Annotated in this window: 19 protein-coding genes and 4 pseudogenes; 13 read left to right on the plus strand and 10 right to left on the minus strand. The window is 71.9% G+C overall.

Annotation, left to right across the window (positions count from 1 at the left end; all coding sequences use genetic code 11):
* From C1I97_RS42405 to C1I97_RS02925, 3 genes are all read right to left on the minus strand, one after another.
* The coding region (locus tag C1I97_RS42405) for an NADH-ubiquinone oxidoreductase-F iron-sulfur binding region domain-containing protein (protein ID WP_111001653.1) at nt 1–1,295 on the minus strand (1,295 nt) is incomplete at its 3' end.
* Nucleotides 1,292–2,383: a HAMP domain-containing protein gene (locus C1I97_RS02920; protein WP_111001654.1), complete on the minus strand. Its 1,092-nt coding sequence runs from the start codon at nt 2,381–2,383 to the stop codon at nt 1,292–1,294. The genes C1I97_RS02920 and C1I97_RS42405, both read right to left, overlap by 4 nt.
* Nucleotides 2,380–3,075 carry a response regulator transcription factor gene (locus C1I97_RS02925; protein WP_111001655.1) on the minus strand — a complete coding sequence of 232 codons (696 nt, stop codon included), beginning with the start codon at nt 3,073–3,075 and terminating at the stop codon, nt 2,380–2,382. Before C1I97_RS02925 ends, C1I97_RS02920 begins: the two co-directional genes overlap by 4 nt.
* Before the next feature lie 213 nt (nt 3,076–3,288).
* On the opposite strand from C1I97_RS02925, the gene C1I97_RS02930 reads away from it, so the two are divergent.
* Nucleotides 3,289–4,167 (plus strand): universal stress protein, encoded by an 879-nt coding sequence (locus tag C1I97_RS02930; RefSeq protein WP_181446533.1) that lies wholly within the window; start codon nt 3,289–3,291, stop codon nt 4,165–4,167.
* A gap of 81 nt (nt 4,168–4,248) precedes the next feature.
* Here C1I97_RS02930 and C1I97_RS02935 read toward each other — a convergent pair whose 3' ends face one another.
* The gene (locus C1I97_RS02935) at nt 4,249–5,214 is read right to left on the minus strand and encodes a ferritin family protein (RefSeq protein ID WP_258382393.1); all 966 of its coding nucleotides are present in this window, start codon (nt 5,212–5,214) and stop codon (nt 4,249–4,251) included.
* A gap of 338 nt (nt 5,215–5,552) precedes the next feature.
* Here C1I97_RS02935 and C1I97_RS40980 point away from each other — a divergent pair, with 338 nt between their 5' ends.
* The 3 genes and pseudogenes from C1I97_RS40980 to C1I97_RS02945 form a co-directional block, all read left to right on the plus strand.
* The gene (locus tag C1I97_RS40980; protein WP_258382394.1) at nt 5,553–5,726 is read left to right on the plus strand and encodes a hypothetical protein; all 174 of its coding nucleotides are present in this window, start codon (nt 5,553–5,555) and stop codon (nt 5,724–5,726) included.
* A gap of 12 nt (nt 5,727–5,738) precedes the next feature.
* Nucleotides 5,739–6,389, plus strand: a pseudogene (locus C1I97_RS02940) (DMT family transporter); the annotation flags it as partial.
* Between the two features lie 118 nt (nt 6,390–6,507).
* Nucleotides 6,508–6,978: pseudogene (locus C1I97_RS02945) on the plus strand (pyridine nucleotide-disulfide oxidoreductase); the annotation flags it as partial.
* 79 nt (nt 6,979–7,057) lie between these two features.
* Here C1I97_RS02945 and C1I97_RS02950 read toward each other — a convergent pair.
* Nucleotides 7,058–8,548, minus strand: a complete 1,491-nt coding sequence (locus tag C1I97_RS02950) for a SulP family inorganic anion transporter (RefSeq protein WP_111001656.1) — start codon at nt 8,546–8,548, stop codon at nt 7,058–7,060.
* A gap of 416 nt (nt 8,549–8,964) precedes the next feature.
* On the opposite strand from C1I97_RS02950, the gene C1I97_RS02955 reads away from it, so the two are divergent.
* Nucleotides 8,965–9,375 carry a MerR family transcriptional regulator gene (locus C1I97_RS02955; RefSeq protein ID WP_111001657.1) on the plus strand — a complete coding sequence of 137 codons (411 nt, stop codon included), beginning with the start codon at nt 8,965–8,967 and terminating at the stop codon, nt 9,373–9,375.
* A gap of 36 nt (nt 9,376–9,411) precedes the next feature.
* Here the strand turns inward: C1I97_RS02955 and C1I97_RS02960 are convergent, their stop codons facing one another.
* From C1I97_RS02960 to C1I97_RS02980, 4 genes and pseudogenes are all read right to left on the minus strand, one after another.
* On the minus strand, nt 9,412–9,885 hold the full coding sequence (locus C1I97_RS02960) for a GNAT family N-acetyltransferase (protein ID WP_441349078.1): 474 nt from the start codon (nt 9,883–9,885) through the stop codon (nt 9,412–9,414).
* A gap of 62 nt (nt 9,886–9,947) precedes the next feature.
* Nucleotides 9,948–10,325 (minus strand): ArsR/SmtB family transcription factor, encoded by a 378-nt coding sequence (locus tag C1I97_RS02965; protein WP_111001659.1) that lies wholly within the window; start codon nt 10,323–10,325, stop codon nt 9,948–9,950.
* A 176-nt stretch (nt 10,326–10,501) separates the two neighbouring features.
* Nucleotides 10,502–10,663 (minus strand): annotated as a pseudogene (locus C1I97_RS40985) (NAD(P)-binding protein); the annotation flags it as partial.
* 325 nt (nt 10,664–10,988) lie between these two features.
* A complete protein-coding gene (locus C1I97_RS02980) occupies nt 10,989–11,426 on the minus strand; it encodes a hypothetical protein (protein ID WP_010353923.1) in 438 nt (145 codons plus the stop codon).
* A 574-nt stretch (nt 11,427–12,000) separates the two neighbouring features.
* On the opposite strand from C1I97_RS02980, the gene hemL reads away from it, so the two are divergent.
* The 8 genes and pseudogenes from hemL to C1I97_RS40995 form a co-directional block, all read left to right on the plus strand.
* Complete coding sequence (hemL, locus tag C1I97_RS02990) at nt 12,001–13,317, plus strand: glutamate-1-semialdehyde 2,1-aminomutase (RefSeq protein WP_111001661.1); 1,317 nt, start codon at nt 12,001–12,003, stop codon at nt 13,315–13,317.
* Between the two features lie 56 nt (nt 13,318–13,373).
* Nucleotides 13,374–14,033: a histidine phosphatase family protein gene (locus C1I97_RS02995; protein WP_111001684.1), complete on the plus strand. Its 660-nt coding sequence runs from the start codon at nt 13,374–13,376 to the stop codon at nt 14,031–14,033.
* Between the two features lie 178 nt (nt 14,034–14,211).
* Entirely contained in the window at nt 14,212–15,513 is a 1,302-nt protein-coding gene (locus C1I97_RS03000; RefSeq protein WP_111001662.1) for a hypothetical protein, read from the plus strand.
* A gap of 66 nt (nt 15,514–15,579) precedes the next feature.
* The gene (locus tag C1I97_RS03005) at nt 15,580–16,245 is read left to right on the plus strand and encodes a TlpA family protein disulfide reductase (RefSeq protein WP_111001663.1); all 666 of its coding nucleotides are present in this window, start codon (nt 15,580–15,582) and stop codon (nt 16,243–16,245) included.
* Nucleotides 16,246–16,251: 6 nt separating this feature from the next.
* Entirely contained in the window at nt 16,252–17,013 is a 762-nt protein-coding gene (locus C1I97_RS03010; RefSeq protein ID WP_111001664.1) for a cytochrome c biogenesis CcdA family protein, read from the plus strand.
* Nucleotides 17,014–17,015: 2 nt separating this feature from the next.
* A complete protein-coding gene (gene resB / locus C1I97_RS03015; protein WP_111001665.1) occupies nt 17,016–18,845 on the plus strand; it encodes a cytochrome c biogenesis protein ResB in 1,830 nt (609 codons plus the stop codon).
* On the plus strand, nt 18,842–19,948 hold the full coding sequence (gene ccsB / locus C1I97_RS03020; RefSeq protein ID WP_111001666.1) for a c-type cytochrome biogenesis protein CcsB: 1,107 nt from the start codon (nt 18,842–18,844) through the stop codon (nt 19,946–19,948). The genes resB and ccsB overlap by 4 nt, the downstream gene beginning before the upstream one ends.
* 25 nt (nt 19,949–19,973) lie before the next feature.
* A pseudogene (locus C1I97_RS40995) lies at nt 19,974–20,369 on the plus strand (SRPBCC domain-containing protein); the annotation flags it as partial.
* On the opposite strand, the gene C1I97_RS03030 reads toward C1I97_RS40995, so the two are convergent.
* Complete coding sequence (locus tag C1I97_RS03030) at nt 20,287–20,811, minus strand: nucleoside deaminase (RefSeq protein ID WP_111001668.1); 525 nt, start codon at nt 20,809–20,811, stop codon at nt 20,287–20,289. The pseudogene C1I97_RS40995 and the gene C1I97_RS03030 sit on opposite strands and share 83 nt — an antisense overlap.
* Nucleotides 20,812–20,883 lie beyond the last annotated feature (72 nt).

Genomic DNA, 20,883 nt, shown 5'->3' on the forward strand with positions numbered 1-20,883 from the left:
GGCCGGTGCGCCGCGGGGCAGCCGCCGTGGGTGAGGTGCCGGTCGACGTCGTCGGCGAAGGCACGCAGGGCGGAGGCGGCGAGGCGGGCGGCACCGTCGGGGTGGTGACAGGCACCCCGGCCCGGCAGCAGACCGGTCCGGCGGTGCAGCCGGGACAGCAGGTCCGGATCGGCCCGTCCGGCGGCCAGGGCGGTGAAGTCCTCGGCCACGGCGGGCAGTCCGAGACGGCAGGGGCCGCACTGGCGGGCGCTGTGGGCGGCCAGGTAGGCCAGCATCCGTGCCGTCTCGGTCAGCCCGCAGGCCGTGCGGGGAAGCGCGACGAGCACGCCCGCGCCGGGTGCGGCACCCAGCGGGGCCAGGTCGCGCCGGGTGAGGGGCGTGTGCGTATGGGCCCTCGGGAGCCAGGTGCCGGCGAAACCACCGAGCAGGACTGCCCGCAGGGGTTCCGCGGGACCTCCGGCGCGGTCGAGGACCGTGGCGAGGGGCGTGCCGAGCGCGACCTCCAGGACACCCGGGGCGGTGACGGCGCCGGAGACGGTGACGAGGGCGGTGCCGGGCTCGTCCGGGGTGCCCGCCTGCCGGAACCAGTCGGGGCCGTGGCGGGCGATGAGGGCGAGGTGGGCGAGGGTCTCGGCGTTGTGGACGAGCGTGGGGCGCCGGGCGACGCCGCGTTCGTGGGTGCGAGGCGGGCTGCCCTGCGGGCGGGTCGGGCCCCCGTTGAGCCAGCGCACCAGGGAGGTCGACTCGCTGGAGACGTAGGCGTGCGGAAGGGCGTGCAGACACAGCCGTACGGGATCGACGCGGGCGCGTCGGCGCTCGTCCAGGGCGGCCCCGAGCCGCCGGTACTGGTCCGAGCGGTCGCGGGGCAGGCACACGTGGACGGTATCGGCGCAGGCCACGGCCGCGGCCAGGACGGCGCCGTCGAGGACGAGGTGGGGTGCGACGGCGAGCAGGAACCAGTCCTTGCGGCTGGCCGGCTCGCTCTCCATGGCGTTGACGACGACCACGGCGCGGCCACGGCGCCCCGCGACGGCGCGCAGCTTGCGGGCGGTCGGGAACCCGGCGCCTCCGCGTCCGGTGAGCCCGGCCGCCTCGACGGCCTCCACCAGGGGCGGAGAGGTACGGCTGTCGACCGCCGCGGTGACGGGGGGCGGCCCGTGACGTTCGAGGTGGTCGGCGAGAGTGGCCGGTCGCCCGGTGGCGTACCAGCCCGCCAGCAGCCGGGCGGTGGTGGCGTCGTCCGGTCCGGGCGCGAGGTGGTGGGGCGCGAAGGGCGCCGCGGCCGAGGAGTTCACCGTCCACCCCCGAGCAGGACCGCCGTCGTGGCGGCACGCTGCGCCCAGCCGGGCTGGAGCGGCCCGGTGGCGAGGAACGCGGACAGCACCACCGGTGCGGCGGTCGCGGCCACAGCGGCCACCAGGCGTCCGGTGACCCGGCCCGGTCCGGCCTTCGCCAGCCGCCACCACACGGCACCGACCACCGACGCCAGGCACCCGGCGTAGAGCCACAGCTGGAGGGGGAGCCGGGTGTCGGTGCCGGTGCCCACGCCGTGGAAGAGGGCGAGCGGCCAGGCCGCGTACGCCAGCCAGTGCACGGCCTTCCAGCGGCGTACCCCCAGCCGCAGCCGCAGCGCGGCCAGCGGGGTGCGCAACTGATGGGAAACGTCCGCGATCACCGCCCGGTGGCCGTGCACCAGGGCCTCCGTGCGGGCCGCCATGGTGTTGAACGTGGCGGCCAGACGGCGCACCTCCGGCGGCCCGCCGGCGACGTCGGCCCGTTCGCCGAGGGCGCCCTCGCCCAGCCGCCGGGCGGCGGCGTCCAGCGTCGACAGGGGGCGGCCGACCCAGTGGGCGAGGCGGACGGACAGGAGTACGGAGGCGGCGAGCCCTGCCGCGCCGATCGCGGCGGACCAGCCCCAGATCGCGGTGACACGGGCGGCGAGCGGGGCCGCGGAGCGGGCCAGGACGACCGCGCCGGAGGGCTGCCGGACCTCACCGGCCGGTTCCGCGGCCAGCAGCCGGCCCTCGTTCTCCGGTGGCTCCGGCTCGTGCCCGCCCAGCACCCGCTCCACCAGCTCCTCCGCCTCCTCGCCCTGGGCCGCGGTACAGGGCGTACTGGCCACCAGGCGTGCGGAGGCGTCGTACACGGCGGCGCAGTCCCCCGCCCGGGCCGCGGCTGCCAGCTCCTGGCGCATGACGGTGGCCGGCTTGTGGTCGGAGAGGTGCTCCTCGGCCGCCGCGGCGATCACGCGGGTGGCCGCCCGCTGGCTGTCGCGGTAGGCGACACGCTCGCGCGCCGTCATCGACACCGCCAGCGGTACCACCGCCAGCACCAGCAGCACGGAGGTCAGGATCGTCAGCGTCCAGGCGATCCGGCGGGTCACGACGGCTCCCCGGCCGCCCCGAGCCGGAACCCGTGCCCGTAGACCGTCTCGATCAGTCCCGGCACGCCGAGCTTGCGGCGCAGCGCCGCGATGTGCACGTCCAGCACCTTGGTGGGGCCGTACCAGTGGGCGTCCCAGGCCCGTTCCAGGATCTGCTGCCGGCTCACCACCCGGCCGGGGTCGGCCGCCAGGCACTCCAGGATGCCGAACTCCTTCGGTGTCAGCGCGATCGCACGCCCGTCGACGGACACCTGACGGGTGCGCAGGTCGAGCGTCAGCGGCCCGTGCCGCACGGTCTCCGGCCCGGCCGGACGCCTGCGGCGCAGCACCGCCCGGATCCGCGCCAGGAGTTCGGCCAGCCCGAACGGCTTGACCAGGTAGTCGTCGGCCCCCTCGTCCAGGGCCACCACCCGGTCCGCCTCCTCACCGCGTGCGGTCACGGCGATGATCGCGGCGTCCGACCGGGCGCGCAGCCTCCGGCACACCTCGACACCGTCGATGTCGGGCAGTCCCAGATCGAGCAGGACGACATCGGGGGACGCGGCAGCCAGGGCCGCCCGGCCGGTGCGGACGCCCTCGACCGCGTATCCGGCCTGCCGCAGCCCGCGCACCAGGGACTCCGCGATGCCGCGATCGTCCTCCACGACCAGCACCCGGGTGTCCTCCGACGGACTCGCCGTCTGCCCGCTCATGTGTGTTGCCTGCCTCCCGGACGATGGCGCCGACTGCGCCGGCCTGCGCTTGTCCTCCAGCCTGCGTCGTCGCCCGGGTGGACGGGCAGGGGCCGTTCGGCCCGATGCGCTCCCCCGTAGGGTGGCGGAGGCCGGAGGGGCTCAAGGACGCGGTTGCGGACCGGCGGCCGGCCGGCTGTGCGGCAGTCACGGTGTGCGAAGGAAGGATGTTCCATGGTGAATCCGGTGGTCGTGGGAGTGGACGGCTCGTCCTCGAGTCTGGAGGCGGTGGAGACCGCGGCGCGCGAGGCCTCGCTGCGTGGGGTCGGGCTGCGGCTGGTGCACGCCTTCGGATGGCCGTCGCTGCACGTCCCGCCCGGTATGCACCCGTGGAACCCGAACACGGCGGGGCTGCGCGAGCTGGTGGACGGCACCCTGGCCGAGGCCGAGCAGCGGGCGCGTGACGCCGCACCGGGCGTGGAGATCACGCGCGAGGTCACCGTCGGCGAGCCGCTGATGGTGCTGGAGATCGAGTCGCGCACCGCCTCGCTGGTCGTGGTGGGCAGCCGTGGGCTGGGCGGGTTCGGCAGCCTGCTGCTGGGTTCCACCGCCGTGCACCTCGCCGCCCACGGCCACTGCCCGGTGCTGGTGGTGCGCGGCAGGCCGGACCCGGCCGGTCCCGTACTGCTCACGGTGGACGGCTCGCCGGCGGGCGAGGCGGCCGTCGAGTTCGCCTTCGCCGAGGCGGCGCGGCGCGGCGCCGACCTGGTGGCGCTCCACGTGTGGAACACCTGGAGCGAGCACGCCTACGAGGGTCCCGGTGATCCTCTGAACGTGGTGGCCGACGTCGAACGGCTCCAGGAGGAGGAGCAGCGGCTGCTGGACGAGGCGGTGGCTCCCTGGCAGGCGCGCCACCCCGAGGTCGCCGTGGAGCGGCGCCTGGTGCGTTCCCGGATCCGCCCGGCCCTGATCGAGGCCAGCCAGGAGGCACAGCTGCTGGTGACCGGCGCCCGCGGCCGCGGCGGCTTCACGGGCCTCCTGCTCGGCTCCGTCAGCCAGGCCCTGCTGCACCACGCGCACTGCCCCGTCACCGTGGTCCGCGGCAAGGAGTGAACCCGACCGGCCGGGCGGTCCGCGGTCCGCGGTTCGCCCGGCCGGTCCTGCCGCACGGGTGGTCTGCCCGGTGCGGGGCGGTCAGCGCAGCTGGTCGAGCGCCTTCTGGAAGGCGGCGGCGTGCTTGGCCTCGTCCGCGGCGGTGTCGCGGAAGTAGCGGGCGGCGGTGTCACCGACGGCGGTGGCCCGCCTGGCGAACCCCGGGTACACCGTGGTCGCCTCGTTGCGCTCCCCGGTGATGGCCTTGCGCAGGTTCTCCCTGGTCGTGCGCACCAGACCGGCCAGCACCGCCTCACCGGCCAGGTGCTCGTGCAGCTCGATCCCGGCCGTGCCCTCCCACAGGCGGGCCAGCGCGGCGTTGCCGGTCTGCCGGGCGTGGGCGGCGAAGAGCATGTACTTGGCGTGGGCGAGCGCCTCGCCGTGCAGGGCGGTGTCGAGGTTGGCCCTGGTGCGGGCCGCCTTCACCTTCGGCAGCCCGGCGGGTACCGCCACCACGTCGGCCTTCGGTGGTGCCGGGATGGTGCCGCGGCCGGTGGTCACGGCCGCGAGGGCCGTGCGGAAGGCGTCGCGGTGGCGGCCCTCGTCCGCGGCGATCTCGGTGAAGAGTTTCGCGGCCTCGAGGTCCCCGTCCGCGCGGGCCTGCTCGGCGAAGCGGCGGTACATGACCTGGTGCTCGTAGGTCTCGCCGTTGATGGCCTGACGCAGGTTGGCGGCGTTGCCGCCGGCCAGGCCGGCGAGGGTGGCCGCCTCACGCAGGTGCTCGTTCAGCTCGGTCCGCGCCGTGGAGCGGAGGAGCCGGCCGACGGCCGGAAGGCCCTGGCGGTCGGCCTCGGCGGCGAAGAGGCTGTAGGCGGCGTAGGCGTACGCCTCGCCACGCATGGCGGCGTTCAGGTCGGCGAGCGTCTGCGCCCGCAGGGTCCGGGCGGTGGCGTGCGGTGCCGTGGACGCTCCGGCCGGGTCACCCCCGGCCAGGGCCGGTGCCGTCTGCGAGGCTGCGGTCAGCGCGCACAGGCTCACCAGGAACACGCGTATCGAGCGGCGGAACACGATGTCCTCCTTTTGGGGGCCTCTCGGGTGACGGCGCCCCGCCCTATACGACCCGCACCTGTACTCCTTTGCTCCCTTGGAGTAACCCCTTCGGGTGACTGACGGAACGTAGCCGGGATTCGGCGTGCGGCATGTCCCGCACGCGTGCTATCGCTCCACTTCGCAGGACCCCGGAAGAAGCCGCTCCGCACCGGTTTTCCGCCGACGGCCCCCGCCGCGGCGCCGTCACCGAGGCCCTGCGCATCGGCCGTTCGAGTGATGAGCCGGGCACCCCAGTTCTTTTGCCGCGCCGGTGGCGTGCGCGTGCCGGGACGGTGCGAGGCGGCATGCTGGGGTTCATGGCGACTGTCGTGGCGGTGGTTGCAGCACTGGCCGCCGCCTGCTGCTTCGCCGTCGCAGCCGTCATGCAGCAGGCCGCCGCGGCCTCGGAACCCGAGAACGCGTCCCTGCGCCCGCGCCTGTTCCTGGGCCTGCTGCGCAGACCGCTGTGGCTGGCCGGGGCCGAGATGTAGGTCCTCTCCTACGTCGTCCAGGGCGTCGCCCTGGCGTTCGGTTCGCTCGTGCTCGTGCTGCCGCTGGCCGCGATGGACCTCGTCTTCGCCCTGTCCCTGGTCGCCTGGCGCCGCAGGAAGCGCCTCACCCGCAGGGAGGCGGTGGGCGCGCTGTGCACGGCGGGAGGCGTGGCCGCCTTCCTGGCGGTGCTGCCGCCGTCCGCGGGAATCGTGGCGCCGGATCTGCGGGACTGGCTTCCCCTCCTGGCCCTGGCCACTGTCTGCGTGTGCGTCCTCGTACCGGTCGGGCTGCGCAGGCCGGGCCGCACCCGCACCGCCCTCTACGCGGCGGCCGCCGGCGTGCTGTTCGCCCTCCTCGACAGCCTGACCAGGAGCGTGGCCGGCCTCTTGCGCGACGACGGCATCGGTGTGCTCGCGCACTGGGAGCCGTACGGTCTGCTCCTCGTCGGAGGCACGGGCATGCTGCTCGCCCAGAGTTCCTTTCAGGCCGGCCCCCTGACGGTCAGTCTGCCGATCATCGACACCCTCGAGCCGATCGGCGGCGTCCTGATGGGCGCCCTGGTCTTCCAGGAACGCCTGGCCACGTCCGGGGCACTGGCCGTCCAGGGGCTGGGAGCCCTGACAGCCGTGGCGGGCATCATCGTCCTCGACCGGTCACCCTGAGCACGCCCACAACCGCCTCCGGATCCCGTCGCGGACCGGGCGGACGCCGCCGCTTTCGAAAACGCCCCGGCCGGGGCGGGACCCGAAGGCCCCGCCCTGTCGGGCGCGGTCTTCGCTACGCCCGCCCCGGTTCCTCGCCGACGACATCGACGGCCGCGTCCTGTTCGACGTCGCCACCGCCCGCCGCCGCGTTCTCGACGCCGGCCGCGCCGACACCGGCGGCGTGGCCTCGCTCGGCAACATCGTCGCCGTACCCCCGGTCCGCGCCGCCCGCGACGCCGGACTCCTCACGGCGAAGCCGATGTTCACCCAGCTCACCACCACCGGCGTCCAGTGGGCCGACGGCAGCTGGGCCGCGGCGGACGCGATCATCTGGTGCACCGGTTTCCGACCTGCCCTTGCTCACCTTGCCCCGCTGGGTCTGCGCGGGCCGCGTGGCCACATCCCGACCGCGGGCACCCGGGCCGTCGCCGAGCCGCGCCTGCACCTGCTCGGCTACGGCGACTGGACCGGCCCCGCTTCGGCCACCCTGATCGGTGTGGGCCGCCCAGCCCGGAACGTTGCCGGCCACATCGCACAACTTCTGCGCGGCCAGCCGTGCAGAACGACCGTCGGGCCGGCATCCACCTGGCGAGATGGGGTGCCGGCCCGACACGGTCCCAGGTGCGTCAGTGGCTGGCCGTGAGTTCGCCGCTGAGCCTGCCGTGCAGGTGGGCGCTGGAATCATTCAGGCCGGTGATCTCAACGGTTTTGCCGCGCTGGGCGTACTTGGTCTCGATGGCGTCGAGGGCGGCGACGGAGGAGGCGTCCCAGATGTGCGCCGCACTCAGGTCGATGACGACCCTGTCGGGGTCGCCTGCGTAGTCGAACTGGCCGACGAGGTCGTTGGAGGAGGCGAAGAACAGCTCGCCGGTGACCCGGTAGACGACCGTGCTGCCGTCGGGGTCGACCACGGCGGTGACCTCGGCAATGTGGGCGGCCCGCTTGGCGAAGACGACCATGGCGGTGATCGAGCCGACGACGACGCCGATGGCGAGGTTGTGGGTGGCCACCACACACGCGACGGTGATCACCATGACGGCGATCTCCCCGGTGGGCATCCGCTTGAGGGTCTTCGGGGCGATGGAGTGCCAGTCGAAGGTCGCGAACGACACCATGACCATGACGGCGACCAGGGCGGCCATGGGGATGTCGGAGACGACCGGGCCGAAGACGATGCACAGCACCATGAGAAACACGCCGGCGAGGAAGGTGGACAGGCGGGTGCGGGCACCGGAGACCTTCACGTTGATCATGGTCTGGCCGATCATGGCGCAGCCGCCCATGCCGCCGAAGAAGCCGGTGACGATGTTGGCGATGCCCTGGCCGATGGACTCGCGGGTCTTGTTGGAGTGGGTGTCGGTGATGTCGTCGACGAGCTTGGCGGTCATCAGCGACTCCATCAGCCCGACCAGCGCCATGGCGAACGCGTACGGGGCGATCGTCGTCAGCGTGTCCAGCGTGAACGGCACGTCGGGCAGGCCCGGTACGGGGAGCGAGGAGGGCAGGGCGCCCTTGTCGCCGACGGTCGGCACGGCGATCCCGGCCGCGACGGTGATCACGGTCAGGATCACGATGGACACCAGCGGCGCGGGGATCACGGTGGTGACCTTCGGGAAGAGCACCATCAGTGCCAGACCGGCGGCGATCAGCGGGTAGACGGCCCAGGGAACGTTCCGCATCTCGGGGACCTGGGCCATGAAGATCAGGATCGCCAGGGCGTTGACGAAGCCGACCATCACCGAGCGGGGGATGAACCGCATCAGCTTCGCCACCCCGAGGGCGCCCAGGACGACCTGGAAGACGCCGGCGAGGATGACGGCCGCGATCAGGTAACCCAGGCCGTGCTCGCGGTTGAGCGGCGCGATGACGAGGGCGATGGCGCCGGTCGCGGCGGAGATCATCGCGCGACGGCCGCCGACGATCGCGATGGTCACGGCCATGGTGAAGGAGGCGAACAGCCCGATCGCCGGATCGACGCCGGCGATGATCGAGAACGAGATCGCCTCGGGGATCAGCGCCAGGGCGACGACCAGGCCGGCCAGGACCTCGGTGCGCCAGACCTTCGGGTCTGACAGCCAGTCGGGCTTCAGGCCACGCAGGCGCGCGGCCGGGGACACAGCGGTGGAGGACAAGGGTGAAGGAACCTGTCGTGCTCGGGCACGCCCCCTGCGGCAGGCCGGGGCGTGCGGGAAGACGCGGAAGGGCCGGGCCGGCACCCCGCGGGCGGCCCCGCGACGCGGAACCGGAAGTCGAAGAGAAGGACGGAGGCAGGGCGGCACGCGCGGCGGGCTCACGTCCAGGAGCGAAGCGTCACGGCGGGCAGGCGGCGGCGCCGGGCGTCATGGGCTCGCGCACGCTTGTCTCCTGCGAGAATCGGAACTTCGCCGAGGGCGACGTCGGCCCCGACACGGCAACGGCAGGGCAGCAGCAGACTGCCCTCACCACCAGCAACTCTACCCTAACGTTAGGGTAGAGATCGGCGGCTCGAACGGGTACGAGGTACCGCAACGACGGGAAGGCCAGGAGCAGGGACATGGGCGACAAGCACATGCAGATCGGCGAGGTCGCCGCGCGCACCGAGCTGTCCTTGCGCACCATCCGGCACTACGAGGAGACCGGCCTGGTTGTTCCCTCCGCCCGTTCACAGGGCGGCTTCCGTCTCTACACCGAGAACGACGTCGCCCGCCTCATGGTCATCCGGCGGATGAAGCCGCTCGGCTTCACCCTGGACCAGATGCGCGACCTGCTGGACGCCACCGACCGCCTCGACGCATGCGACGAGCTCGGCCCGGATGAGCGCGAGGCGCTCCTGGAGCGCGTGCGCGGGTATGAGCAGGCCGCGGCGGAGCAGGTGGAGAAGCTGCGCGTCCAGCTCTCCCGCGCCGAGGAGTTCGCCGCCACGCTGCGCGCACGGCTGCCCGAGAGTGAGCCGACTCGACCCTGACCGCATGGGCGTCGGGAGGACTGCTCCTCGCAGGAGTCAGATGATGGCGGGGCTGCGGCGTTCCACAAGGACGACGTCACGCCAGCGGCCGTGGTGGCGGCCGATGCGCTCGCGGACGCCGATGACGCGAAAGCCCGCACGTTCGTGAAGGGCGATGCTGGCCGTGTTCTCGGGGAAGATGCCGGACTGGAGGGTCCAGATTCCGGCTGCCTCGGTGGAGTCGATCAGCGCCTCCAGTAGTGCGGAGGCCACGCCGCGGCCCCTGGCGTCCGGGTGGACGTACACGGAGTGCTCCACGACACCGGCGTACGCGCAGCGGTCGGAGACCTTCGTCGCGGCCACCCAGCCGAGCACCACCCCGTGCTCGTCCAGGGCCACGAAGCGGTGCTCGGGCAACTTGGCGACGTCGAACGCCTGCCAGGTGGGCGCGGCAGTCTCGAAGGTCGCGTTCCCCTCGTCGATTCCTGCCTGGTAGATCGCCAGGATCTCGTCGGCATGTGCGTCGGTCATCGGCGCGACGGTCACGCTGGTCGGACTGGACATGGAGGCGTACCCCCGTTCCCGTCGGCCGGTCAGGCCGCGGCAGGAGTGATGGTCAGCAGCTTGCCCATCGCGGCCAGTACCGACGGCTCGACCCGGTAGTACACCCAGGTGCCGCGCCGCTCCGAGGTCAGCAGGCCGGCTTCCTTGAGCTTCTTCAGGTGGTGGGAGACGGTCGGCTGCGAGACGCCCACGTCGGAGATGTCGCACACGCATGCCTCGCCGCCCTCGTGAGAGGCGACCGCGGAGAAGAGCCGCAGGCGTACCGGGTCGCCCAGGGCTTTGAACATCCGCGCGGCCGTCTCGGCCTCCTCCGCGGTGAACGGGCGCTCGGTGAGTGGCGGGCAGCACGGCGCCACGGCGCCGGACGCCTCGGAATCGAGCAGCGGCAGCACCTTCGTGTTCGACATATATCTATGTTGACATGTGTCGAATCAAGGAGTCGAGGGGCGAACGACTCAGTCGTGGGTGAGACGGGTCACCAGACGTCGCGCAACACGGGCGGCGTCCCGTCCGACTCCGCGCAGGGAGTTGGACGACAGGCTGCGCTGCCATTCCAGCCCGACGAACGCCAGATCCGGGTGGGTGAGCTGTGCCGGGCGGGCGAGAACAGGGTCAGGCTGTCGTAGTAGCGCGGCCAGGATCCCGCCGGCTGCTCGGACGCCTCCAGTACCACCGGCCTGATTCCCTGCTGTCGCAGGGCGTGTCCCGCAGCCAGCCCGGACTGCCCGCCGCCGATCACCACCACGTCGACGTGATCACGGTCCCCGGCCCACGCCCTGGCGCTGCGAGCCCCATGGCCACCACCTCCGCCACACCCCACCCAACAGGCCGGCGGCAGCAGCTCAGTAGCTCGTAGCCGCCCATTTCTGCTGCTCGCCGCCGCGTTCACCTTGAACGGCTTCGCGATGCACGCCGTCGTCATCGCCCTTGTCCCCCTTTCGCAAGCTGACCCCAGCATCGCAGAGCCCGGCCACCGTGTCGGCGAGCTGCCGCACGCGGCCTCGGCGGACATGACGAAGGCGGGACTCCGGACAGAGTCCCGCCCACATGTCACAACACCCCGAACCGGCTCAGGGCCACACCAGGCAGTACGGCTGGTGTCCCGCCTCGTGCAGGCGGTGGCTGAAGTCCTGCCACTCGTGCAGCAGTTGGTACACGTTGAACGCGTCCCGGGGGCCGCCGCGGTCCGGGACCGTGGACCAGATGAAGGCGGCCGCGCCGACCGCTTCCTCGCCGATGTCGCGGAGGGGGTCGACGACCGTCATCGGGAGCTTCACGACCGCGTAGTCGGGGTGCAGGACGACCAGTTCCAGGGGCGGCACCTTGTGCAGGGGCACGCCCTCGATGCCGGTCAGCACCATGGCGGCCATCGTCTCCGGCTTGATCTTGGTGAACATGCCGTTCATGCCGAGCTCGTCGCCGCCGAGTTCCTCGGGACGCATCGAGATCGGGACGCGGGCCGCCGTCGCGCCGTCGGGCGCGCCGAAGTACTTGTACGTCACCCCCACCCGACCACCATTCCTGCTCCCTGCCCCGAGACGGTCGGCCCGCCGGTCGGCCCGTCGGCCGAACCGCTCGGGCTCCCTCGGTAGGTCCCTTGCCTGATGTGCTTCGGCCGCTTCCTCAACCTCGCGCCGGTGCCTTCCCCGCCGGGCTCGTCGAGGACCCAGGCCGTCAGTCCCCTCGCCCAGTCCGCCACCGCGATGCATATCTCCACCCGACTGCTTTTCTAGGGCGCGTGTCGCCCGCCGCGCAACCCGATCATCGTGACAGTGACCTCCCCCACGGCCGCTCGCCGAAACGTGCGCCGAACCATCCGCCCGCGGGAGCTCGCGGTCTCCGACACGATCCTTCGCCTTGTACGTACGGTTCATACGTACGCGGAGCCCAGTTTCGCAGATGGGCGGGGCGGAATCCTCGGATCCGTGGTTCGGTGCGCCCGGAGCGGTGCAGGGCGGGCCCCACCGCCCCGGACTGCCGCCCCGGACCGCCGGCGCCGCTGGCCTACCCTGAACAGGTCAGTGCCCACCGGATCCGGAGATTCACCGAGAACCCCCCGAGAAATCGGAGAAGTCGCAGGTCATGAGCGAACTGCCATATCCATACGAAGCCCCCGTCTCGCAGGCGCTGTTCGACCGTGCGGCGGCCGTCACGCCCGGCGGCGTGAACTCGCCGGTGCGTGCCTTCCGTGCCGTGGGCGGTACGCCCCGGTTCATGGTGTCCGGCAGCGGTCCGTACCTGAAGGACGCCGACGGCCGGGAATACGTCGACCTGGTGTGTTCCTGGGGGCCGATGATCCTCGGGCACGCGCACCCCGAGGTGGTCGCCGCCGTGCAGGAGGCGGTGGCGCGCGGTACGTCCTTCGGTACGCCCGGCGAGGGCGAGGTCGCGCTCGCCGAGGAGATGACCGGCCGGGTCGGGCCGCTGGAGCAGGTGCGGCTCGTCTCCAGCGGGACCGAGGCCACCATGTCCGCGATCCGGCTGGCCCGCGGGTTCACCCGGCGGTCCAAGGTGATCAAGTTCGCCGGGTGTTATCACGGGCACGTCGACTCCCTCCTCGCCGCCGCCGGGTCCGGGGTCGCCACCTTCGCCCTGCCCGACACCCCGGGCGTGACCGGTGCCCAGGCCGGTGACACGATCGTGCTGCCGTACAACGACCTCGACGCCGTACGCGCCGCCTTCGCCGCCCACCCGGACGAGATCGCCTGCGTGATCACCGAGGCCTCGCCCGGCAACATGGGCGTGGTGCCGCCGCTGCCCGGGTTCAACCAGGGGCTCAAGGACCTCTGCGCGGCAGGCGGCGCCCTCTACATCTCCGACGAGGTCATGACCGGGTTCCGGACCAGCCGTGCCGGGTGGTACGGCGTCGACGGGGTCGTGCCCGACCTCATGACCTTCGGCAAGGTGATGGGCGGCGGCTTCCCCGCCGCCGCGTTCGGCGGCCGCGCCGACGTCATGGCGCACCTCGCCCCGGCCGGGCCCGTCTACCAGGCCGGCACCCTGTCCGGGAACCCGGTCGCCACCGCCGCCGGACTCGCCCAGTTGCGGCTGCTCGACGAGGCCGCGTACACCAAGGTCGACGCCGTCTCGCAGCGGATCCAGGCCATGGTCTCCGAGGCGCTGACCAAGGAAGGCGTGGCGCACACCGTGCAGAACGCCTCCAACATGTTCTCCGTCTTCTTCACGGACCGCCCGGTGCGCGACTACGGCGACGCCAGGGCGCAGGAGTCGTACCGCTTCACCGCGTTCTTCCACGCGATGCTGGCGAACGGCGTCTACCTGCCGCCCTCGTCCTTCGAGTCCTGGTTCGTCTCCACCGCGCACGACGAGACGGCACTCCAGCGGATCGCCGACGCCCTTCCGGCGGCGGCCCGGGCGGCGGCGGAGGCGACGGCGTGAGCGACACCGGCGAGAAGACCGACGGAAAGAACGACGACATCACCGTCGTCCACCTCATGCGGCACGGCGAGGTGGAGAACCCGGACGGGATCCTGTACGGGCGGCTGCCCGGCTACCACCTCTCCGAGCTCGGCCGGAAGATGGCCGAGCGGGTGGCCGAGCACCTCGCCCCCCGCGACATCACCCACGTCGTCGCCTCCCCGCTGGAGCGGGCGCAGGAGACGGCGACGCCGATCGCCAAGGCGCACGGGCTCGACCTCGCCACCGACGAGCGGCTGATCGAGGCGGCCAACATCTTCCAGGGCAAGACCTTCGGCGTCGGCGACGGCGCGCTGCGCCGGCCCGCCAACTGGAAGCACGTGGTCAACCCGTTCAGGCCGTCCTGGGGCGAGCCGTACATCGACCAGGTGGTGCGCATGATGGGCGCGCTGGACGCGGCCAGGGACAAGGCGCGCGGGCATGAGGCGGTGCTGGTCAGCCACCAGTTGCCGATCTGGATCGTGCGCTCCTACGTCGAGCGGCGGCGGCTGTGGCACGACCCGCGCAAGCGGCAGTGCACGCTCGCCTCGCTGACGACGTTCACCTACCGGGGCGACCGGATCGTCTCCGTCGGCTACACCGAGCCGGCCCGCGACCTGGTCCCGGCTCATCTCCTCGCGGGCGCCAAGCCGGTGAAGGGGAAGGGGCAGGGGCAGGGCAAGGCGTTCGGTGCGTAGGGCACGGAGCGCAGAGGTACGTAGAGCACGGAGCGTAAAGAGGCGGTAAGTTCCCGGTCGCGTGCGGACAGTTCCGCAGCACTTGTCGCGAAATTCATATCGGCTCGCGGAACCTCCCGCGTTCGTCACGGCCTCTGAGTGGGTGACCACCAGAGGACGTGACGGATCGGGGATTTTCATGCGCACCTTCTCCCGAAGGGGAATACTCGGCCTCGGCGCGGGCGCCGCGGCCGCCGTCGGGCTCGCGGGCTGCGGCAGTCTCAAGTCGTCGGACGGCCCGAGCCGCGTCGAGGGTTCCCGGCGCGCGAGCACACCCGGTGCGACACCCTCCGCCCCCTCCGTGCGTCCCATCGGCGACGGCTCGACCTCCTTCACCGGCAAGCAGCCGCGCCAGCCGGCGGGGCCGGTCCCGCTGGAGCCGGGCCAGACCCCGCCGCAGTTCGTCATCTTCTCCTGGGACGGGGCCGGCGAGGTCGGCAACGGCCTGTTCCCCCGCTTCCTGGACCTCGCCAAGCAGCACGACGCCCACATGACCTTCTTCCTCTCCGGCCTCTACCTGCTGCCCGAGTCGAAGAGGCGCCTGTACGACCCGCCGAACAACCCGCGCGGAGCCTCCGACATCGGCTACCTGACCGACGGCCACATCAAGGACACCCTGGTCAACCTCCGCCGCGCCTGGCTCGAGGGCCACGAGATCGGCACCCACTTCAACGGCCACTTCTGCTCCGGCAACGGCTCGGTCGGGGGCTGGACGCCCCAGCAGTGGCGCAGCGAGATCGACCAGGCCAAGGGCTTCGTGAAGCAGTGGCGGACCAACACCGGCTTCAGCGACCTGCCCGCCCTGCCCTTCGACTACGACAAGGAGCTCGTCGGCGGCCGCACCCCCTGCCTGCTCGGCCAGGACCGGCTGCTGCCCACCGCTCGCGAGCTCGGCTGGCGCTACGACGCCTCCTCGCCCGGCGGCCGCCAGGTGTGGCCGGAGAAACGGCTGGGGATCTGGGACCTGCCGTTGCAGCAGATACCCTTCCCCGGCCGCAGCTTCCAAGTGCTCTCTATGGACTACAACATGCTCGCCAACCAGTCGGTCAACTCCACCAGGGCCCCCGCCCACCACTACCCCGGCTGGCGCGAGCAGTCGGCGCAGGCCTACATCCAGGGCTTCAAGCGGGCGTACGAGACGAACAGGGCACCCTTCTTCATAGGCAACCACTTCGAACAGTGGAACGGCGGCATCTACATGGACGCCGTCGAGGAGGCCTTCAAGCACATCGCGCGGGAGAAGGAGAAGGGCGAGGACGTGCGCCTGGTCTCCTTCCGGCAGTTCGTCGACTGGATGGACGCGCAGAGGCCGGAGGTGCTCGCCAGGCTGCGCACCCTCGAGGTCGGGCAGCGGCCGGCCGGCGGCTGGAAGGAGTTCCTGCGGGATGCCGGCGGCAGCACGGGCACGCAGAGCGCCGAGGGCACGCCGGGCGCGGCCTGAGGGACGGTTTCCCGGCCGCGAGGGGGGTGCCCAAGATCCCCGGAACGGGCATGCGAAACTTTTCACATGAGTGCCGTCAGTCGCGCCCCCCAGTGCTCGAACCGGGCGAACCGTACGCCCCGTCCGCACCGCACACACCCGAGCCGCGTCCGTCGCCGCGCCGCCCTGCTCGCCGCCGGGACCGCCGTCGCGGCACTCACCCTGTCCGCGTGCGGCTCCGGAGGCACCTCCGGCGGCTCGGGCAACACCAACTTCATCACCAGCACCGACGGCATCGCGACCGTGAAGAAGGACGAGCGCAAGCCCGCCCCCGACCTGTCCGGCGAGACGCTCGACGGCAAGCAGCTCGACATGGCCGCCTACAAGGGCAAGGTCGTCGTCCTCAACATCTGGGGCTCCTGGTGTGCGCCCTGCCGCGCCGAGGCGCCCAACCTGGTGAAGGTGGCCGAGGACACCGCCGCCAAGGACGTGCAGTTCATCGGCATCAACACCCGCGACACCAGCACCCAGCCGGCCATCGCGTTCGAGAAGCAGTACCAGGTGCCGTACCCGAGCCTGTACGACCCCACGGGCAAGCTCATGCTCCGCTTCGAGAAGGGCACCCTCAACCCGCAGGCCATCCCGAGCACGATCATCGTCGACCGGGACGGGAAGATCGCCGCGCGTGCCCTGCAGGCGCTCAGCGAGGAGAAGCTGCGCAAGATGCTCGACCCGGTCGTCGCGGAGAAGTGAGCAGCCGTGCTACTGGCCGCGGTCACTGATCCCAACCAGACGGTGTTCAGCGGAGCACTGCTGCTCGCGCTGCCCATCGCCGTGCTCGGCGGGCTCGTCTCCTTCTTCTCCCCGTGCGTGCTGCCGCTCGTCCCGGGCTACCTGTCGTACGTGACGGGCGTCACCGGCACCGATCTGGCCGAGGCCCGGCGCGGGCGGATGGCCGTCGGCGCCTCGCTCTTCGTGCTCGGCTTCACCGTGGTCTTCGTCTCCGGCGGGGCGCTGTTCGGGTTCTTCGGGCAGTCCCTGCAGGACTACAAGGACGTCCTGTCCAAGGTGCTGGGCGTGCTCATGATCCTCATGGGCGTCTTCTTCATGGGCCTGATGCCCTGGCTGACCCAGCGCGAGTTCCGCTTCCACCGGCGGCCGACCACGGGCCTGGTGGGCGCGCCCCTGCTCGGGGCCCTGTTCGGGATCGGCTGGACCCCGTGCATCGGCCCGACCCTCTCCGCGGTCCAGACACTCTCCTTCCAGCAGGCCAGCGCCGGGCGCGGCGCCCTGCTGACCGTCGCCTACTGCGCCGGACTCGGCATCCCGTTCGTGCTCACCGCGATCGCCTTCCGCAAGGCGCTGGGCGCCTTCGGCTGGGTCAAGCGCCACTACGTCTGGGTGATGCGCATCGGCGGCACGATGATGATCGTGACCGGTGTGCTGCTGCTGACCGGCGCCTGGGACCTGCTGGTGCAGAAGATGCAGACCTGGTCCACCGGCTTCACTGTGGGGATCTGAACATGAGCAAGACGCCGACCGGCAGTACGACCACCGACGGGACCCCGGCGGTGGTGCCCCCCGGTGAGGAGGAGCTGGGCACCGCCGGCTCCCAGCTGTCCACCGCCCCCGCCGAGACCGCCGTACCCGGATCCTTCGGCGGCAACCGCGCGCCCGGACTGACCGGATGGCTCACCTGGACCGGCCGCGAGATCCTCGGCTGGGTCCGCTGGTTCTGGCGGCAGCTGACCTCCATGCGGGTCGCGCTGCTGCTGCTGTTCCTGCTCTCCCTCGGCGTCGTCCCCGGCTCGCTGATCCCGCAGGACGGCACCGACGCCATGAAGGTCGAGGCCTTCAAGCAGGCGCACAGGACGCTCGGACCGGTCTACGACAGGCTCGGCCTGTTCCACGTCTACAGCTCGGTGTGGTTCTCCGCGATCTACATCCTGCTGTTCGTCTCCCTCATCGGCTGCATCGTGCCCCGCACCTGGCAGTTCGTCGGCCAGCTGCGCGGCCGCCCGCCGGGCGCCCCCAAGCGACTCACCCGGCTGCCCGCGTACGCCACCTGGCGCACCGCCGCCCCGCCCGAGGAGGTCCACGAGACCGCGCTGAAGGTGCTGAAGCAGCGCCGCTTCCGCGCCCTCCTCCACAGCCTTAACGGCGTGGGAGGTGCCCCCACCGCCGGTGACGCCGTCGCCGCCGAGAAGGGCTACCTGCGCGAGGCCGGCAACCTCGTCTTCCACATCGCGCTGATCGTGATGCTGGTCGCCTTCGCCTGGGGCCAGCTGTACAAGACCGAGGGCAACAAGCTGGTCGTCGAGGGCGACGGCTTCGCCAACACCCTCATCCAGTACGACGACTTCAAGTCCGGCAACCTCTTCAACGACGACGACCTGGTCCCGTTCAGCTTCACCCTGAAGAAGTTCACCGGCACCTACGAGCGCACCGGCCCGCAGAAGGGCACCGCGCGCGTCTTCAAGGCGGACGTCACCTACAGCGTGGGCGCCCACGGCAAGGACCGGAAGGCCACCATCTCGCCCAACCACCCGCTGGCCGTCGACGACGCCCGGGTGTACCTGGTCAGCCACGGCTACGCCCCGACCGTCACCGTCCGGGACGGCAAGGGCGACGTGGTCTACCGGCAGGCCGTGCCGCTGCTGCCGGTGGACGCCAACATCACCTCGCAGGGCGCGATCAAGGTGCTCGACGGTTACCGGAACGCCAAGGGAGAGACCGAGCAGCTCGGCTTCTCCGCGTTCTTCGTGCCGACCTTCGCCGGCGCCGGCAAGGGCACGATGTTCTCCCAGTTCCCCGCGCTGGACTTCCCCGTCCTCGCGCTGACCGGCTTCCACGGCGACCTGGGCGTCGACTCGGGCCTCCCGCAGAACGTCTACCAGCTGGACACCAAGAACCCGAAGCTGCAGCAGTTCAAGGACGCCAAGGGCAACATCGTCGCGGCCCGGCTGCTGCCCGGCGAGACGATGACGCTGCCGAACGGCGCCGGCTCCATCACCTTCGACAAGGACATCAAGGAGTGGGCCGGCTTCCAGATCGTCCAGCAGCCCGGCACCGGCTGGGCGCTCACCGGCGCGATCGCCGCGATCGCCGGCCTCGCCGGCTCCCTGTTCATCCAGCGCCGCCGCGTCTGGGTGCGCGCCGTGCGGGGCGCCGACGGCGTGACGGTCGTCGAGATGGCGGGCCTGGGCCGCAGCGAGTCCGCGAAACTTCCCGAGGAGCTCGGCGACCTGGCCGCCCTCGTCCACGACAAGGCACCCGCACAGACCGACGCCGACCCCGACCGGGAGCCGGACGCCGACACCCCCGTACCCGCCGAAGGGGCTGAGAAGAAATGACTCTCGCCGCCGCGAACGCGCTAGCAGCCGCGACCAACGAAAACCTCGCGAGCATCAGCAACACGCTGATCTACTCCGCGATGGCCGTCTACACCCTGGCCTTCTTCGCGTACATCACCGAATGGCTCTTCGGCAGCCGCAGCAAGGTGGCCCGCACGGCCGCCGCGCTGACCGCCGACTCCGGCGGCGCGGCCGGGGCGAAGGGCCCGGCGGTGACGGTGAAGTCCGCCGGGGGCACCACCGTCCTCGAACGGCCCGAGGTCGTCGTACGGTCCTCGGCCGGTGCCCGTGACGTGCCCGACGGGCCCGGCGCGCACGGCGGCGACGAGCAGGGCGACCTGTACGGCCGGGTCGCCGTGTCCCTCAGCGTGCTCGCCTTCGTCATCCAGGTGGGCGGCGTGATCGCCCGCGCGGCCTCCGTGCAGCGGGCGCCGTGGGGCAACATGTACGAGTTCAACATCACCTTCTCCGCGACCGCGGTCGGCGTGTACCTGCTGCTGCTCGCGCTGAAGAAGAACGTGCGCTGGCTCGGCCTGTTCCTGACCACCACGGTCCTGCTCGACCTCGGCCTCGCGGTCACCGTCCTCTACACGGCGAGCGACCAGCTGGTCCCGGCCCTGCAGTCGTACTGGCTCATCATCCACGTCTCCACCGCGATCTTCTGCGGCGCGGTCTTCTACGTCGGCGCGGTCGGCACCCTGCTGTACCTGTTCAAGGACTCCTACGAGAGCAAGCTCGCCTCCGGCGGGAAGCCCGGCCGCTTCGCGACCTCCGTCCTGGAGCGGCTGCCGGCCTCGGCGTCCCTGGACAAGTTCTCCTACCGCGTCAACGCGGCCGTCTTCCCGCTGTGGACGTTCACGATCATCGCGGGCGCCATCTGGGCCGAGTCCGCCTGGGGCCGCTACTGGGGCTGGGACCCCAAGGAGACCTGGGCGTTCATCACCTGGGTCGCCTACGCCTGCTACCTGCACGCCCGCTCCACGGCCGGCTGGAAGGGCCGCAAGGCGGCCTACATCGCGCTCATCGCCTTCGGCTGCTGGCTGTTCAACTACTACGGCGTCAACCTCTTCGTGACCGGCAAGCACTCGTACGCGGGCGTCTGAGCAGCCGCTCGGGGACACTGGTGCCATGACCGGATCCATCGAACAGGGCACCAGCCAGACCCACGGGAACACGCACATCCTCGCCTTCCTGGTGCGGCTTCCCCAGCCCATGGAGAAGGTCTGGCCCCAGCTGTCCACACCGGAAGGACTCGCGCGGTGGTTCACCGACGCCGACGAGCTGGAACCCCGGCTCGGCGGCGCGGTGACCCTGCGCGGGCTCGGCAGCGGGCGGATCACCGCGTGGGACGTGGACCGGGTCGCCGAGTACACCGTGGAGGGCGGCGGCCGGATCCGCTTCCACCTGGAGCGCCACGGGGACGACGGCGCCACCCTCCGCTTCACCCACGAGTTCCAGGGCGAGACGGAGTCGGAGCAGCGCTGGCGGGTCCGCTTCGAGCGCTTGATCGAAGCGGTGACGCCCCGATGTCCTCGTTCCACAGGTCCGGACGCTTCTCGATGAAGCCCCGCATCAGCTCGGCGCACTCCGGATCGTCCAGCACCACGACCTCCACACCGTGCTCCGCGAGCCAGTCGTGCCCGCCCCGGAAGGTGGCCGCCTCACCGATCACGACCCGCGAGATGCCGAACTGGCGGACCAGGCCGCTGCAGTACCAGCAGGGCGAGAGGGTCGTCACCATCGTCGTACCCCGGTAGGAGCGCTGCCGGCCCGCGGCGCGGAACGCGGCCGTCTCCGCGTGCAGGGAGGGGTCGTCGTCCTGGACGCGGCGGTTGCGGCCGCGGCCGAGAAGGGTGCCGTCGGCCGCGTGGAGCGCGGCGCCGATGGGGACGCCGCCCTCGGCCAGCCCGGCGCGGGCCTCGGCGAGGGCGGTGGCGAGCCATGAGCGTGCCTGTGCGTGATCCATGCGCTCACTGTGCGGCCCGGCGCAGCCGCATGGCAACGGCATCGCACCCTCTGGGTACCCTGGCCCGACCGT

This window comes from Streptomyces sp. NTH33 (assembly GCF_003236365.1).
In the GTDB taxonomy this organism is placed as follows: Bacteria; Actinomycetota; Actinomycetes; order Streptomycetales; family Streptomycetaceae; genus Streptomyces.

What these genes read in the sequence shown, in the direction of transcription:
- C1I97_RS02925 (WP_111001655.1), bottom strand. Translation starts at nt 3,075, where the DNA reads ATGAGCGGGCAGACGGCGAGTCCGTCGGAGGACACCCGGGTGCTGGTC.
- C1I97_RS02930 (WP_181446533.1), top strand. Translation starts at nt 3,289, where the DNA reads ATGGTGAATCCGGTGGTCGTGGGAGTGGACGGCTCGTCCTCGAGTCTG.
- C1I97_RS40980 (WP_258382394.1), top strand. Translation starts at nt 5,553, where the DNA reads ATGGCGACTGTCGTGGCGGTGGTTGCAGCACTGGCCGCCGCCTGCTGC.
- C1I97_RS02955 (WP_111001657.1), top strand. Translation starts at nt 8,965, where the DNA reads ATGGGCGACAAGCACATGCAGATCGGCGAGGTCGCCGCGCGCACCGAG.
- C1I97_RS02960 (WP_441349078.1), bottom strand. Translation starts at nt 9,885, where the DNA reads ATGACCGACGCACATGCCGACGAGATCCTGGCGATCTACCAGGCAGGA.
- C1I97_RS02965 (WP_111001659.1), bottom strand. Translation starts at nt 10,325, where the DNA reads ATGTCGAACACGAAGGTGCTGCCGCTGCTCGATTCCGAGGCGTCCGGC.
- hemL (WP_111001661.1), top strand. Translation starts at nt 12,001, where the DNA reads ATGAGCGAACTGCCATATCCATACGAAGCCCCCGTCTCGCAGGCGCTG.
- C1I97_RS02995 (WP_111001684.1), top strand. Translation starts at nt 13,374, where the DNA reads ATGCGGCACGGCGAGGTGGAGAACCCGGACGGGATCCTGTACGGGCGG.
- C1I97_RS03000 (WP_111001662.1), top strand. Translation starts at nt 14,212, where the DNA reads ATGCGCACCTTCTCCCGAAGGGGAATACTCGGCCTCGGCGCGGGCGCC.
- C1I97_RS03005 (WP_111001663.1), top strand. Translation starts at nt 15,580, where the DNA reads ATGAGTGCCGTCAGTCGCGCCCCCCAGTGCTCGAACCGGGCGAACCGT.
- resB (WP_111001665.1), top strand. Translation starts at nt 17,016, where the DNA reads ATGAGCAAGACGCCGACCGGCAGTACGACCACCGACGGGACCCCGGCG.
- ccsB (WP_111001666.1), top strand. Translation starts at nt 18,842, where the DNA reads ATGACTCTCGCCGCCGCGAACGCGCTAGCAGCCGCGACCAACGAAAAC.
- C1I97_RS03030 (WP_111001668.1), bottom strand. Translation starts at nt 20,811, where the DNA reads ATGGATCACGCACAGGCACGCTCATGGCTCGCCACCGCCCTCGCCGAG.